Here is a 14,213-nt window from a genome sequence, read left to right as displayed (position 1 = left end):
TTTTTACATAAATTCTTTTGTTTTTTCAAACACTAGAGTGGAATTTAAAGGAGAGTTAAAACAATGGGTATTTTAGAGAGATGGTTGGGTGAGGCGGGGGGGAAGAAGGATCTGCACCTCCTTTTGTTTATTGGCGGGCTGTACAGCCTAAGTATTGCTTTATCCAATACATTCGTTAATGTGTACTTGTGGAAACAATCCGGTCAAATTGTTGATATTGCCGTATATAATCTAACCGTGGTGCTTTTTCAACCGCTTACCTTTGTCTTTGCTGGCAGGCTGGCGAAAAAAGTGGATCGAATCATTGTTTTGCGTCTGGGTGTTATCTTTTTGGCTCTATTTTATTTATCAGTCCTATTGGTCGGCACACGGGCAACGGATTTCCTTTGGTTGCTTGGTGGACTGTTAGGAATCGGTTATGGGTTTTATTGGCTTGCCTATAATGTCTTGACTTTTGAGATAACTGAACCAGAAACAAGGGATTTCTTCAATGGTTTTTTAGGGATTTTATCATCCCTTGGGGGAATGGTCGGTCCGATTCTTTCAGGGTTCATCATTTCGAGGCTTGAAAAATTCACGGGATATTCCATTGTATTCGGATTGTCTTTGCTATTGTTTTCCGTTGCGGTGTTTCTTAGCTTTTCGTTAAAAAGACGTCCAGCACATGGCAGATACTGTTTCCTTCGGATATTGCAGGAACGGAAAAATAATCGGAATTGGCTCTTGATCACACGTGCTCACTTTTTTCAAGGGATACGAGAGGGCACCTTCATGTTCATCATTTCGATTAACGTTTTCATTCAGACGGATAGTGAACTTGCCTTAGGGAGCTACGGTCTGTTAAATTCCGCCATTTCATTCGTCGCGTATTTTTTTGCCTCACGATATATTAAACAGCCGATGCGAAAAAAGGCCATTCTTATTGGAGGAATCCTGTTGTATGCAGGGGTCTTATTGATTGCATTTGATATCACATTCGGGAAGCTTCTCATTTATGGGGCAATTGTCGCTACCGCTTATCCTATTCTTTTGGTCCCTTATATATCGTTGACGTATGACATTATAGGCCGTGCTTGGAAAGCAGCGGAAATGAGGATTGAATATATCGTTGTCCGGGAATTGTTCGTTCATATTGGAAGGATTGTATCGATATCAGGATTCATACTTTCGGTCATGTTATTCGACCTAAAGGAAGTACTGCCGATCTACCTGTTAATCGTCGGGGCAGGGCATACCGTGATATACTGGTTTGTACGGAAAATCGATATCATTGACCAAGATTGAAAAAAAAGAGGCCAGAGGGCCTCTTTTCCAATTATCAGGACTTGCGGTTTTAGGATTGATGAGCAGTAAGTCACTTTTTATGTAAAGTTCATTAGATGTTTAATATTTCTAGAACACTAAGGTAGAAAAAAATATAAATGTTCTATAGAATAGTATAGGACTATTATGACTATGTAAAAAGGATGTGTGGCTTAGTGTGAATAAAAAGAAAAAGAAAAAGACGCATGTGCCTTTCAGATTGAATATTCTTTTCTTTTTAGTGTTTGTTTTGTTTTCCGCTTTAATTTTACGCTTAGGTGTTGTACAGATTGTTTATGGTGATGATTACCGCCGTGAGATTGAAAGAACAGAGGAAGTGACCGTGAATAATTCGGTGCCCCGTGGGAAAATGTATGACCGGAATTTGAAACTGATGGTCGATAATCAACCACTGGATGCAATTACATATACACGAAAACAAGGTACGAAACAAACAGAAATGGTGGAAACGGCTGAGAAACTCGCGACGTTGATCGAAAAGGAAACAGACAAAGTGACTGAACGCGATAAAAAGGATTTTTGGATTTTGAAGAATCCAAAGCTGGCCGAGAAAAAGATTACCGATAAAGAGAGGAAAAAAGTGGAAGAAGGCGAGATGGAAGAAAGTGATTTGTATAAGCTTCAGCTTGATCGGATTACTGAAGAAGAAACAGAGCTTTCGGAAAAGGATCTTGAAGTTCTTGCCATCTATAGGGAATTTGCAAGCGGATATGCCCTTACCCCGCAAATTGTGAAAAACAAGAAAGTAACAAAAGAAGAATTCGCCAAGGTGAGTGAAAACCTTGATTCGCTCCCAGGGGTCGATATATCTACAGATTGGGATCGTTTTTATACATATAATAAAACACTTAAATCTGTTTTGGGTAAAGTTTCCTCATCTGAAGAAGGCTTGCCTAGTGAAAGTCTGGACTATTATTTAGCACGCGATTATAGCCGGAATGACCGTGTAGGTAAGAGTTATATTGAGGCGCAATATGAAGATGTCCTCCAAGGTCAGAAAGCGAAAGTAAGGAATGTGACCGATAAATCAGGAAATGTCGTCGATTCCGAAGTGATTACTGAAGGTTCGCGAGGAAAAGATCTTATATTGACAGTTGATATGGATTTACAGCTTGCAACTGAGGAAATCATTGAAAAGCAATTGATTGCCAAGAAAAAAATGGGTAACACCAAGTTCTTGGACAGGGCATTTGTCGTCATGATGGATCCCGATACAGGGGAAGTATTGACGATGGCAGGCAAGAAATATGAGAAGGACCCAAAAACGGGGAAATCCTCCATTGAGGACTTTGCATTAGGAAATATCACGACTTCCTATACGATGGGTTCCGCGGTGAAAGGTGCTACCGTTTTAACCGGTTATCAGCAAGGCGCAATCCAGCCGGGGACATACTTTTATGATACAAAGCTGAAGATTAAGGGGACAAAGGAAAAAGGCTCATATAAAAACTTTGGGAACATTAATGATTTAACGGCTTTAAAAGTATCTTCCAATGTTTATATGTTCAGAACGGCGATTAATATTGCAGGTGCGCATTATGTGCCGAATGAACCTTTAAATATTAGCTCAAGCGCGTTTTCGACCATCCGGAATTCATTTGCCCAGTTTGGCTTGGGTGTTCGTACGGGAATCGATCTCCCGAATGAGATGAGTGGATTCAAAGGTTCAGAAGCGTTAGCGGGTAAGTTGCTTGACCTCGCAATCGGACAGTATGATACGTACACACCGATGCAGCTTGTGCAATACGTTTCCACGATAGCGAATGGCGGAAACCGCATGAAGCCGCATATGGTTAAGGAAATCCGTGATCCGGTTGATAATAATGAGGAATTGGGTCCTGTTGCCGAAGACGTTGCACCGACTGTCCTTAATCGTCTTGATATGAAGGAAGAATGGGTAGAACGTGTGCAGAGCGGTTTCGAGAAAGTTGCGATGGAACAAGGCGGAACGGCTTATACCTATTTTGGGAAAAAATCGTATACAGTGGCAGCTAAAACCGGGACGGCGGAAGCATTCTATGACGGTCCGAACCGGATGGATTATAGCGAGCCCCAAGCAACGATGAACATCACGCTTGTTGGCTATGCGCCTGCTAAAAATCCGGAGGTCGCTTTTGCGGTCGTTGTGCCGTGGGCATACCAAGGACATACGGGTCACAGCATGAGTAAAGAAATAGGTGAAGAGATTATGGATAAGTATTTCGAACTGAAAAAAGAACGGGCTAAAAAGGAAAATACCGAAACCTCGACTGATTTGAAAGTAGAGAATGGTAAAGATGTTCAAAAGGACCAGGCTGAAGTTAGAAAAAGCCAAGAAAATGAATAAAAGATTAAAAACACGTTTTTGGGTAAAACCGGAAACGTGTTTTTTTGCATTTTAAAACCAAGATCAGTACAGTTCTTTCATCTTTACAATTAACACACAATTATTTACTGAATATTTACATTTGCTTCAAACGGAGTTTACAGTCTAAAAGTATGATGTGAGAGTAGGACAAAATATTCATATAAAATTCTTAGGGGGATTTACAAATGAGACGTTTCAAAGGTATGGCAATGACTGTAATGATGGGTGGAGTAATTGCAGTAGCGGCGGGTTGTGGATCCGATGACACTAAGACAAGCAGCGGTGAAGGAAAAGGGTCTGGCCAACTGCAGGGAGAAGTAATTACGGATGGTTCTTCAACGGTTCTTTCCGATCATGGAGGCAGTTGCCGAAGAATATATGGCTACACAGCCTGATGTGAAGGTATCAGTGGGATCGTCAGGAACAGGTGGGGGATTTAAGAAATTCATCGCTGGTGATACGGACCTAGCCAATGCATCCCGCCCGGTCAAAGAAGAAGAAACTGCCTTACTTGATGAAAAGGGAGTTAAATATACAGAGTTGAAACTGGCATTTGACGGTATTTCAATCGTCGCCAATAAAGATAATGAATTCATCGATTCACTAACAGTTGAAGAACTTCAAAAACTGTGGATTGATAATGGAAAGGTGAAGAAATGGTCTGATATACGTCCTGAATGGCCGAAGGAAGAAATTAAATTCTACTCTCCGGGAACAGATTCAGGCACATATGATTATTTCAATGAAGTAATCCTTGAAGAAAAACCGATGGTGGAAAATGCTACGCTTTCAGAAGATGACAATGTCCTTGTACAAGGTGTAGAAGGTGATAAAAATGCGATTGGTTTCTTCGGTTATGCTTACTACTCTGAAAATAAAGATAAGTTAAAGATCATTTCCATCGACAACGGCAAAGGTGCTATAGAGCCAACACATGAAACGATTAAAAGTGGGGAGTATGCACCATTGTCACGTCCACTTTACACATATGTAGCTAATAAGTCGGTAGCTGAAAAAGAACAAGTTGCTGATTATACTCAATTCGTCATTGAAAATGCAGGAGAGCTTGCTGAAGAAGTGGGTTATATCGGCCTGCCGGAAGAAGAGTACCAGAAAGATCTTGATAAATTAAAAGAACTGGAAAAATAAACGATATTACAGGCTACTGAAATCCCGCCTTGACTCGATTAAGGCGGGGGTAACAGCTTGTAAATCCAAATATTGTGTGTCTGAAATGGAGGATGCAAGTTGGAACTTAGAAAAACAGAAACCTATTCTGTACAGCAAATGATTCTGGAAAAGAAAAGTAAGAAAAAAATGAATATGGAAAAAGTCATCCCTAAGCTTTTGTTCCTTACGGCGGCAATTTCCGTTTTTACTACAATCGGGATCATCCTGACGCTTATATTTGAAACATTTATCTTTTTTGACAAAGTATCTATCGTCGAATTTTTTACAGAAGCTAAATGGCTGCCATTTGCATCTACACCGTCCTATGGGATTATGCCGCTTATCGTGGGAACGATGAAGATAACAGTCATAGCAGCGGTGGTTGCAGTTCCAGTAGGGCTTGCAACAGCCATTTTCTTGAGTGAATATGCATCAGAGAAAACACGCAGAATCATCAAGCCGATTTTAGAAGTTTTAGCTGGAATTCCTACTATCGTTTACGGCTTCTTTGCCTTAACTTTTGTAACACCGGTTTTACGGGATTTATTTCCTTCCCTTGACATGTTCAATGCTCTTAGTCCTGGAATCGTTGTAGGAATCATGATCATGCCGATGATAGCCTCTTTGTCGGAAGATGCCCTTGTATCAGTACCGAAGTCGATTCGCGAAGGTGCGTATGCCTTAGGAGCAACGAAACTCGAAACGACAATTAAAGTGGTATTGCCAGCAGCCCTTTCAGGAATTGTGGCATCCATCGTTCTTGCTCTATCCAGAGCGATCGGGGAAACCATGATTGTGAGTGTTGCCGGTGGCTCGACCCCAAATATGAGCATGGATGTAACTTCATCGATTCAAACGATGACCGCTTATATTGTACAGGTAAGTTCGGGAGATGCAGGATATGGGACAACGATTTACTACAGCATTTATGCGGTTGGAATGACACTGTTCGTCTTTACGCTTATCATGAATTTACTGGCGCAGTTCATCTCTCGCAAGTTCAGGGAGGAATATTAAGACATGAAACTGATAAACAAAAGTCATGTTGCAAAAAAAATGCCTGCTAGGCTGGCTGTTAACACGATTTGTAAAGGATTATTCTTCTTGGCAACATTGGTTGGCCTCCTCGTATTGGCCATCTTATTTTATCGGATATTCACTCAAGGAATTGGCAGTCTGAATGGGGATTTCCTTCAGAATTTCGCTTCCAGGAAACCTGAAGAGGCTGGTATAAAGGCAGCGTTGATAGGTTCAATTTGGTTGATGGTAGTGGTGGCCCCGGTTTCCCTGCTGCTTGGTGTTGGAACGGCCATTTATTTAGAGGAATATGCCCGGAAGAATTGGATCACCACTTTTATCAAAGTGAATATTTCCAATCTGGCGGGTGTGCCGTCAATAGTATTTGGGCTTTTGGGTTTAACGGTTTTCGTTCGTGCTCTAGCTTTGGACCGGTCCATATTGGCAGCAGGCTTGACGATGAGCCTACTTGTTCTTCCTGTCATCATAGTAGCTGCCCAAGAGGCCATACGTGCCGTACCTCGTGATTTAAGGGAAGCTTCATTTGGAATGGGTGCAACAAAGTGGCAAACGATATTGAAAGTGGTCCTGCCTGCTGCGATACCTGGCATTTTAACTGGGGGGATACTTGCTTTATCACGTGCAATCGGTGAAACGGCTCCATTGGTGGTGGTTGGCATACCAATGTTCATCGCCTTTTTACCTCAAACGGTCATGGATACATTCACAGTGCTGCCAATGCAAATCTATAATTGGACATCCCGTCCACAGGAGGAATTCCAGCAGGTTGCTGCCGCGGGAATCATCGTTTTACTCATCCTGTTAATATTCATGAATTCAATAGCGGTTATAATTCGAAATAAATTCCAGAAAAGATACTGATAGGAGGAAGGAAGCATGAATATGACCTTAACGAGAGAAAAAGAGTCACCGGCAATCGGAATCGAAAATGTCGGATCAGCTGCCTTGACGGAAAAGGTGTATGAAACATCCAATCTCAATTTATGGTATGGAGAAAACCATGCTTTGAAAAATATTAATCTGGATATGCACCAAAATGAAGTGACCGCCATCATTGGTCCTTCAGGATGTGGGAAATCCACCTACATCAAAACATTGAACCGAATGATAGAGCTAGTCCCGGATGTGAAAACGACAGGTCAGATTAAATATAGAAACAGGAATATCCTCGATCAGTCCTATAAGGTGGAAGATTTAAGGACACAGGTGGGAATGGTTTTCCAAAAGCCTAATCCCTTTCCTAAATCAATTTATGAAAATGTTGTATACGGACCAAAAATCCATGGAATTAAAAATAAAAAAATTCTTGATGAGATCGTCGAAAAGAGTTTAAAAGGGGCAGCCATTTGGGATGAAGTGAAAGACCGACTGCATGAAAATGCATATGGACTTTCAGGTGGACAGCAACAGCGTCTTTGTATTGCCAGATGTTTGGCAATCGAACCTGATGTCATATTAATGGATGAACCGACTTCTGCCCTTGACCCGATATCCACTTTGAAAATAGAAGAATTGGTCCAAGAAATGAAAAAGGATTTCAGCATCATCATCGTTACCCATAACATGCAGCAGGCAGCACGTATCTCTGATAGAACAGCCTTCTTCTTAAATGGGGAAGTCATCGAATATTCTGATACAAACACCATCTTCTCTAATCCGAATGATAAAAGAACAGAAGATTACATTACCGGACGCTTCGGTTAAAGAGAAAGGGAGATGCGATAATGATCGTTCGTGAAAATTTCGAGCTTCAATTGAAAGAGTTACAGGAGAAAATCGTGAAGTTGGCTAATTTAGCATTAAGTGCCATATCAAAATCATATGCCGCACTGGAAAACAATAATGTGGATGATGCTCTTGAAGTTATTGATGATGATACAATCGCTGATTTACTGGAAGAGGAAATTAATGACTTTGCGATTTTGCTGATTGCTAAGCAGCAGCCGGTTGCGATTGATTTAAGGCGTATCATTGCTGCCATAAAAATCGCCTCTGATATTGAAAGGATGGCGGACTTTGGTGTGAATATTGCTAAATCAGCCATCCGAATCGGTGACCAGCCATTTATTCTGCCTTTAACACCATTAAAGCAGATGCATGATATTACATTAAAGATGATTCAACTTTCAATAGAAGCATTTGAGAAGGAAGATGTTGTTCTTTCAAGAGAAATCATTGAAATGGATGACGAGGTTGATCGCTTTTATGGAGATATGATTCGGAGTCTCCTTCGCCTTTCAGATGAAAAAAACCTTCAGCAGGTTACACAGCTTTCCTTAATTGCTCGATATTTGGAAAGGACAGCGGACCATACAACGAATATTGCAGAGAATATTTACTTCCTGGTAAGAGGGAGATATATCAGCAGGAATGAATGAACCCATCCTGATTGAAAAAAAGAGAGGCTTTTTCTCGGACATCGTCCATTTAAAAGTCTCTCTTATTCATTAATGGGTCAAAGTATTGGCCAATTGTCTATATGTCATATTATTCGTAACAACAAACTCACCGATTTGTATTTTTTTTGAGAAATCATGGTCATTCATGTACGCTTCAAATTCAGCAGCATCATCGATGATTTTTTCAGTGGCAAGGCTATCGGCAATTTCGGTTGTGGTCATATTCGTTTTCACTTTAATTGTATAGGTGACGATGGAGGGATCTTTTTTTGAAGCCCCTTTCTCCATTGAATCCTTATCCGGATCCTTTGGTTGGACGGTCTTTTTAGTTTCCTCCATAGGGAGTGTAACGACGTATCCTTTCTTCACGAGCAATTCCTTAGCTTCCTCCGCAGTCGGAGTGGTGCCTTCGAATAATCCGGTGCCATAATAAAAGCCAGCAAAGATTGTTGTTGTAAAAATGATACCGGCGGAAAGACCTTGCAGTCTTGCTTTGTTCATTCTCATTCACCACGCAATCTTTGCTGCTCGATCACTGCAATGGTTTGTTCCTTCGTTAACGAGGATTGTCTGGCGATCTGGTCCAAAGAAAGGCCTTGACTATATAAAGATAGAACCTGGCTTTTTAGAATTTCATGAATGGGTTCGCTATCATTGGAATTGACAGTTGATTTAACCTTTTCAGGGGGAACGGGTTCGTCCGGGATAACGAATTCCTCTTCAAGAATCTTCACCTTCTTCTTTAATTGGTAGATATCCTGCATATACGTTAGTGTCATCTGCTCCAAATCTTCCTCTAATTTGGCAACTTTATCTTTACCGAAAAAGGAAATGATGAGAAGGACGATCGCTAATGAAAAAAGAAGGATGATAAGTGTTTCCATGTTTTCACCTCAGAAGATAATTTTCGACAATATACTTATATTTTACACATATTTAAGAAAAATTGGAGATTTTCATATTTTTATATTTTCGGAAGTGGGCCTTCAACTTCATTTATTGTCTGTTTTGTTTCAGATATTGTCGAAAATCCTTAAGACAGTAGATGAAGAAAAAAAATTAGGCATTAAAATGGGAAAAAAACCTTTAAGAGATAACATACATAAAATTCGACAAAATGTGTTTATTGTCCATCAGCCAATTCAGTGCTAACATAAAGATAGAATAAATCGAAAAAACAAAATATTTTGAATAGTTAAAAATAATTTACCTATAAGAAAATGGTGTGCAGTTTCTAAAGTGGATAGTCTCACTGTCAGCGCCTAACGATAAGCTATATATAAGGATAAAGAAGGGGAAGGGATGATTATATGAATTCGCTATTCGCGTATATGCCGCAGGATAACCAGGATATATTTCGTAAGGGATTAAAAGCTGGGTTATGGATGGATGAGAGTTTTGATTGGTATCCTGAAGAAGATATGATGAGTCATCCTAATGGAGAGATCCGGACACTTTCACAAACATATACCCAAGGGCAGGTGACCTTTTCGAAGTTCACGATTAGAAATACCTCATTCGAGACGAAGCGCCCAAAAGTGTTTTTTCACTATGAAAACGCTTTCGAAAGGCAGGCGGTGGCTTTTTACAGCCCGAATGAACGGGCGATTTTACATGTAGCCCCCCAATCGATTGCCTTATTGGGTGGATTGGTGAAAGGAAAAAGCATCTCTCAATATTGCATCCAAGGTAAGGGAAGCCTTTATCAAGAGGGGTGCTTCAAATCATTGAAGGAGGGGCTCCTGGCTTATTCACCGCTCGCCAAAGGGGAAGTTACCAGCGTGTTTACGCTAGAGACTGAAATCTTGCCGAAGGAATGTGTGGAAGCTGTGGCCTGGGTCATTCATGCTGAAACGAAAGAAGAAGCGAAAGTCATAAATAATCAGCTCCTCCTGACGATGCAAAACGTAAACAATTAAGAATTCAAAAAAGTTAATGTTGGATTTCCCAAAAAACATACTAGCAATTCGCATTGAATAATGCTATTATAGAAAAGTCCTATGTGAAAAAGTCAATATGTTTGGAGGGAAATACACAATGCGCGTAAATATTACATTAGCTTGCACTGAATGTGGAGACCGTAACTATATTTCTAAAAAAAATAAACGTAACAATCCAGACCGTCTTGAGCTTAAAAAATACTGCTCAAGAGAAAAACGCAGCACGACTCACCGTGAAACAAAGTAAGCAACAGGATTTTTCCTGTTGTTTTTTTTATGCATTTTTTTAATCCATTCTTCCTCTCTTTCCTTTAGTGGATATTTTCAGATGAATTAATGGTTCGGCGATTTCCGACACCGTATTTTTCGTATATGAACCAATATTATGAGATAATGATAGAAGCAGACTAAAGGAGTCGGAAGAGATGAGAGAAAACAAAAATAAGCTCCGCCAAGAAGTTAGGTCCCGTTTAATGGAGCTGACTAAAGAGGAACATGAGGAACTTTCGAATAGAATTGCTGAAAACTTATTTTCACTGGAGGAATGGAAAAAAGCAAAAACCATAGGCATCACCATCTCCATACCGCCCGAAGTTCCAACTGTACGAATCATCGAACAAGCATGGAGTGAAGGAAAAGAAGTGGCAGTACCAAAATGTGATCCTGAAAAAAAGACAATGGAATTCAAGAAAATCTCGTCCTTCAATCAGCTGGAGTCTGTTTATTACGGGTTGCTTGAACCAGTGGCTGAAACAGCCAAGGCTCGGAAAGAGGAATTGGATGCATTGATCGTACCCGGTCTTGCTTTTACCAAGGAAGGGTATCGCCTAGGCTTTGGAGGCGGCTATTATGACCGTTTCCTATCTTATTACCGAGGAGATACATTGGCACTTACATACGAGCTTCAATTAATGGATGAACTCCCGATAGAAGTCCATGATATAGCGGTAGGCAAACTCATTACCCCATCCAGGGTAATACGTACGTACGCCCATTAGAAGAAGTTTATTAATTATCACTTTTAGCTCATAAAAATCCTGTCCTGTATCACACTATTGATAGGAGGGATTGTTATGCTTCGATTAATTATTCAAATCTTCTTGGTTGGTTTAGCTGTTTATGCAGGTTACAAAAACCGGTACCGCCTGATAAATGTTGCGCTGTCCAACGGCATTTTAAGAAGATTTCTAGTGACTAAATCCTTGGATATGCCAATGTTCAGGGATAAAATGATGCAAAGCATGTTCAGTCAGACCAAATGAGAATGCCGGCATCTTAAAAAGGAACCTGATCAGGGGTTCCTTTTTTATTTTTAAGGACCGGGAAAGCAGTCTCCTTTTTTACTTTTTTCATGATTTCGTCTATAGTTTTAATTAAGAAACAGGAATTTTAGAAGCTTAAGTTTCATTGGAAAGTGGGGAAGGCATTGGGATTTAAAGAGGATTATTTGTTTTGGGAAACCATAAGGGAGTTGTCAGCCCATTATGATTATCGAATGATCACTGTCACGGAAAACCATCAGGAGATTTGGCTTGAAAGCGATAAGAATAAAGAATTTCCTGTCATAAGACTCATTCGACATGATTTGGATTGGGCTAATTGGCTGAAACGCGATATCGACCGAACTTTACAGAATGGGGAAAGGATCAGAAGGAAATTGTATAAAAAGCCCATTAACATATTAAGTATCTATGTTAGTAAATTCGCCCCGGTGGATGATCATGACTTTAGCTCACGCTTGGCTTCCTTTAAAAAAACGAATGTTAACACGTTCCTTTTAACTTGTGAAAACTTTCATGACTCTTTGCAAAACCTTGAACATGTTTTGAAAAAACCACTTTCAATTCAAGTTCTTGAAGATAATGAAATAGATGAGGAAAAGATTCTCGCAGTAAAGAAAGACGCCATCTCGGAGTCAGTCAAAAAGGCTAAGGCTGAGCAGAAGGTATTTCAAAATGCCAATAAGCCATTCTTTACATATATATTCATGGCGTTACAAATAGCTGTGTTCATCTTGATGGTGTTTAATGGGGGCAGCACCAATTCCAAAACTTTGATTGAGTTTGGCGCTAAATTTTCCCCTTATATCATACAAGGGGAATGGTGGCGGTTCTTTACACCGATGATCGTCCATATTGGGTTCATTCATTTATTGATGAATACATTTTCATTGTATTTAATCGGAGCTGAAGTTGAAAGGATTTACGGTAATGCCAGGTTCCTTTTCATCTATATATTCGCTGGTTTCGCTGGAACTCTAGGCAGCTTCATCATGACCCCGAACCTTTCCGCAGGGGCGAGCGGAGCCATTTTTGGCTGCTTTGGGGCACTTCTGTACTTCGGCATCGTCTATCCGAAATTATTCATGCGCTCGATGGGCTCATCGGTGATTGTGTTGATCATCATTAACTTAATATATGGTTTCACCGTTTCGGGAATTGATAATGCAGGGCATATCGGAGGTTTGATCGGAGGGTTCTTGGCTGCTGGAGTGGTGCATCTGCCAAAATCCAGGAATATCTTTCGGCAGCTGGCTTTTCTGATCGGGTCGGCAATACTGACCTATGCCTTGCTTCACTTTGGTTTCAATCATCAGGAAAGTGCAGATATAGATGATAATACGATGGCCATGCTGGCCCAAAAGTATATTGATGATGATGAAGAGGATAAAGCTGTAGAGATGCTAAACAATTATGTTGATGCAAATCCTGATGCACCGCTATCGCTTTTTATGCTGGGAAATTTATCTTTTGATAATAAGGACATATATAAAGCCAGGGATTATTATGAAAAAGCGATTGAAAGCAATCCGGATTTGCATGAAGCCCATTACAATCTTGCCTTAGTCTACATGAATCTCGAATCATTCGATCAAGCTAAGGAGCAAGCTGTTCATGCTATTGCGCTTGCCCCGGATAATAAATCATATACTAAACTGCTGGCAGAAATTGAAAAGCGACTATAACTTTTGACGCAGCATGATTGGGGAACCGTCTTTCAGGGTAAACAAGACAAGTATTTCACTTTGATTCTTCGCCATGAGCAATAGGGGGATGGTGCTCCCTTGTGGACTCGCAGTGGATCCATCCTCCTTTTTTATTCCCAACACGTAATTTTTGTAAAGTCCTTCCCACAGTTTTCCCACAATTTCTTCCCGTTTGAATTGGGGGAAGTCAGCTAGCCATTGATTTTTCTTTGACGGCAGATCTGTTAAAGAGATGATTTTGTACTGATCCAGATTAACCTGAAATGCTTGACCGGCTTTTTCCAAACCATTTCGAACCGTTTGATCTGTCAAGCCGTCCAGCGTTTTTTTCCACTGAAACTGTTCTTCTGAAAGGGGACGGTGGAAATATTGAAAAACCGGTGTCGTTACTGTATAGAGTTTATCTTTACTGAGCTGCTGGGCACTGGTGAATATTGTGTCACTCGGATGAACCTCGGCATAATGAAACGTTACCGCTTCATAACGACCACTCTCGGTTTCTTTAGTTTTCGCTTTTTGAGAGAGCTCTTGTTTATTTTGGCGCCAATTTTTTAAGGCTCCTGCCAATTTTCCATTTTTGTATAAAAGCGATACGTCCTGACGCAAGTAAGCTGTCTGGTCCAATGAAGACTCCACCCTCCAAGTGATGGTATAGGTTGAATCCCCGGTAGCTTCCGGTGTCAGGTGGGTGGAAGCATGTTCATAATGGAGCGAGGAATCGATGGGAAAAAAAATGATGGTTTCCTCTGCCCTTTTATGATTTGATAAATATAGGATGACAAAAATGGTCGTCAAAACCAAAAAGACGGTATACTTCAATTGTACTTTCATTTTTCCCCTCCGTTTTCGCTCGTGATGAGTGGTTAAAAACATTAAGCTGTTGAATCAAATCGATAGAGTCCACATTCTTAATATTTCATCATATGAATACAGTTGGACATGTATGAGGGGGATGGGGGAAATTATCAAAAGGGGAATTGGCCGCTTGTTACAAAAAGGCTGATTCGATA

Annotated in this window: 16 protein-coding genes; 13 read left to right on the top strand and 3 right to left on the bottom strand. The window is 40.5% G+C overall.

The genetic code is table 11. From position 1 onward, the window contains the following. Positions 1 to 63 precede the first annotated feature (63 nt). The 8 genes from ABC374_RS16230 (at position 64) to phoU (ending at position 8,256) form a co-directional block, all read left to right on the top strand. Positions 64 to 1,284, top strand: a complete 1,221-nt coding sequence (locus ABC374_RS16230; protein WP_413018908.1) for an MFS transporter — start codon at positions 64 to 66, stop codon at positions 1,282 to 1,284. 196 nt (positions 1,285 to 1,480) lie between these two features. Continuing rightward, the gene (locus ABC374_RS16225; RefSeq protein ID WP_413018906.1) at positions 1,481 to 3,649 is read left to right on the top strand and encodes a peptidoglycan D,D-transpeptidase FtsI family protein; all 2,169 of its coding nucleotides are present in this window, start codon (positions 1,481 to 1,483) and stop codon (positions 3,647 to 3,649) included. 206 nt (positions 3,650 to 3,855) lie between these two features. Then, positions 3,856 to 4,065, top strand: a complete 210-nt coding sequence (locus ABC374_RS16220; RefSeq protein WP_413018904.1) for a hypothetical protein — start codon at positions 3,856 to 3,858, stop codon at positions 4,063 to 4,065. Next, entirely contained in the window at positions 3,998 to 4,819 is an 822-nt protein-coding gene (locus ABC374_RS16215) for a PstS family phosphate ABC transporter substrate-binding protein (protein WP_413018902.1), read from the top strand. The genes ABC374_RS16220 and ABC374_RS16215 overlap by 68 nt, the downstream gene beginning before the upstream one ends. 138 nt (positions 4,820 to 4,957) lie before the next feature. Next, positions 4,958 to 5,857, top strand: coding sequence for a phosphate ABC transporter permease subunit PstC (gene pstC, locus ABC374_RS16210; RefSeq protein WP_413020382.1), 900 nt, complete (start codon positions 4,958 to 4,960; stop codon positions 5,855 to 5,857). A 3-nt stretch (positions 5,858 to 5,860) separates the two neighbouring features. After that, positions 5,861 to 6,739: a phosphate ABC transporter permease PstA gene (gene pstA / locus ABC374_RS16205; RefSeq protein WP_063590620.1), complete on the top strand. Its 879-nt coding sequence runs from the start codon at positions 5,861 to 5,863 to the stop codon at positions 6,737 to 6,739. A 15-nt stretch (positions 6,740 to 6,754) separates the two neighbouring features. Further along, a complete protein-coding gene (gene pstB / locus ABC374_RS16200; protein WP_350299481.1) occupies positions 6,755 to 7,582 on the top strand; it encodes a phosphate ABC transporter ATP-binding protein PstB in 828 nt (275 codons plus the stop codon). A gap of 20 nt (positions 7,583 to 7,602) precedes the next feature. Beyond that, positions 7,603 to 8,256 (top strand): phosphate signaling complex protein PhoU, encoded by a 654-nt coding sequence (phoU, locus tag ABC374_RS16195; RefSeq protein WP_413018899.1) that lies wholly within the window; start codon positions 7,603 to 7,605, stop codon positions 8,254 to 8,256. A gap of 69 nt (positions 8,257 to 8,325) precedes the next feature. Here the strand turns inward: phoU and ABC374_RS16190 are convergent, their stop codons facing one another. Further along, positions 8,326 to 8,778, bottom strand: a complete 453-nt coding sequence (locus ABC374_RS16190) for a hypothetical protein (protein WP_413018897.1) — start codon at positions 8,776 to 8,778, stop codon at positions 8,326 to 8,328. 2 nt (positions 8,779 to 8,780) lie between these two features. Continuing rightward, positions 8,781 to 9,161, bottom strand: coding sequence for a hypothetical protein (locus tag ABC374_RS16185; RefSeq protein WP_413018895.1), 381 nt, complete (start codon positions 9,159 to 9,161; stop codon positions 8,781 to 8,783). A 426-nt stretch (positions 9,162 to 9,587) separates the two neighbouring features. On the opposite strand from ABC374_RS16185, the gene ABC374_RS16180 reads away from it, so the two are divergent. From ABC374_RS16180 to ABC374_RS16160, 5 genes are all read left to right on the top strand, one after another. Beyond that, complete coding sequence (locus ABC374_RS16180; protein WP_101222570.1) at positions 9,588 to 10,196, top strand: hypothetical protein; 609 nt, start codon at positions 9,588 to 9,590, stop codon at positions 10,194 to 10,196. 118 nt (positions 10,197 to 10,314) lie between these two features. Then, entirely contained in the window at positions 10,315 to 10,464 is a 150-nt protein-coding gene (gene rpmG, locus ABC374_RS16175; RefSeq protein WP_028391797.1) for a 50S ribosomal protein L33, read from the top strand. A gap of 178 nt (positions 10,465 to 10,642) precedes the next feature. Continuing rightward, complete coding sequence (locus tag ABC374_RS16170) at positions 10,643 to 11,215, top strand: 5-formyltetrahydrofolate cyclo-ligase (RefSeq protein ID WP_350299478.1); 573 nt, start codon at positions 10,643 to 10,645, stop codon at positions 11,213 to 11,215. 75 nt (positions 11,216 to 11,290) lie between these two features. Continuing rightward, positions 11,291 to 11,479, top strand: a complete 189-nt coding sequence (locus tag ABC374_RS16165) for a hypothetical protein (protein WP_101222568.1) — start codon at positions 11,291 to 11,293, stop codon at positions 11,477 to 11,479. Between the two features lie 164 nt (positions 11,480 to 11,643). Next, the gene (locus ABC374_RS16160) at positions 11,644 to 13,182 is read left to right on the top strand and encodes a rhomboid family intramembrane serine protease (protein WP_413018892.1); all 1,539 of its coding nucleotides are present in this window, start codon (positions 11,644 to 11,646) and stop codon (positions 13,180 to 13,182) included. Here ABC374_RS16160 and ABC374_RS16155 read toward each other — a convergent pair. After that, the gene (locus ABC374_RS16155) at positions 13,177 to 14,034 is read right to left on the bottom strand and encodes a hypothetical protein (RefSeq protein ID WP_413018890.1); all 858 of its coding nucleotides are present in this window, start codon (positions 14,032 to 14,034) and stop codon (positions 13,177 to 13,179) included. The two genes, ABC374_RS16160 and ABC374_RS16155, sit on opposite strands and share 6 nt — an antisense overlap. Positions 14,035 to 14,213 lie beyond the last annotated feature (179 nt).

The sequence above is a fragment of the Peribacillus phoenicis genome, assembly GCF_047238085.1.
GTDB lineage: Bacteria > Bacillota > Bacilli > Bacillales > DSM-1321 > Peribacillus.
This window is presented reverse-complemented; position numbering and strand designations above follow the sequence as displayed.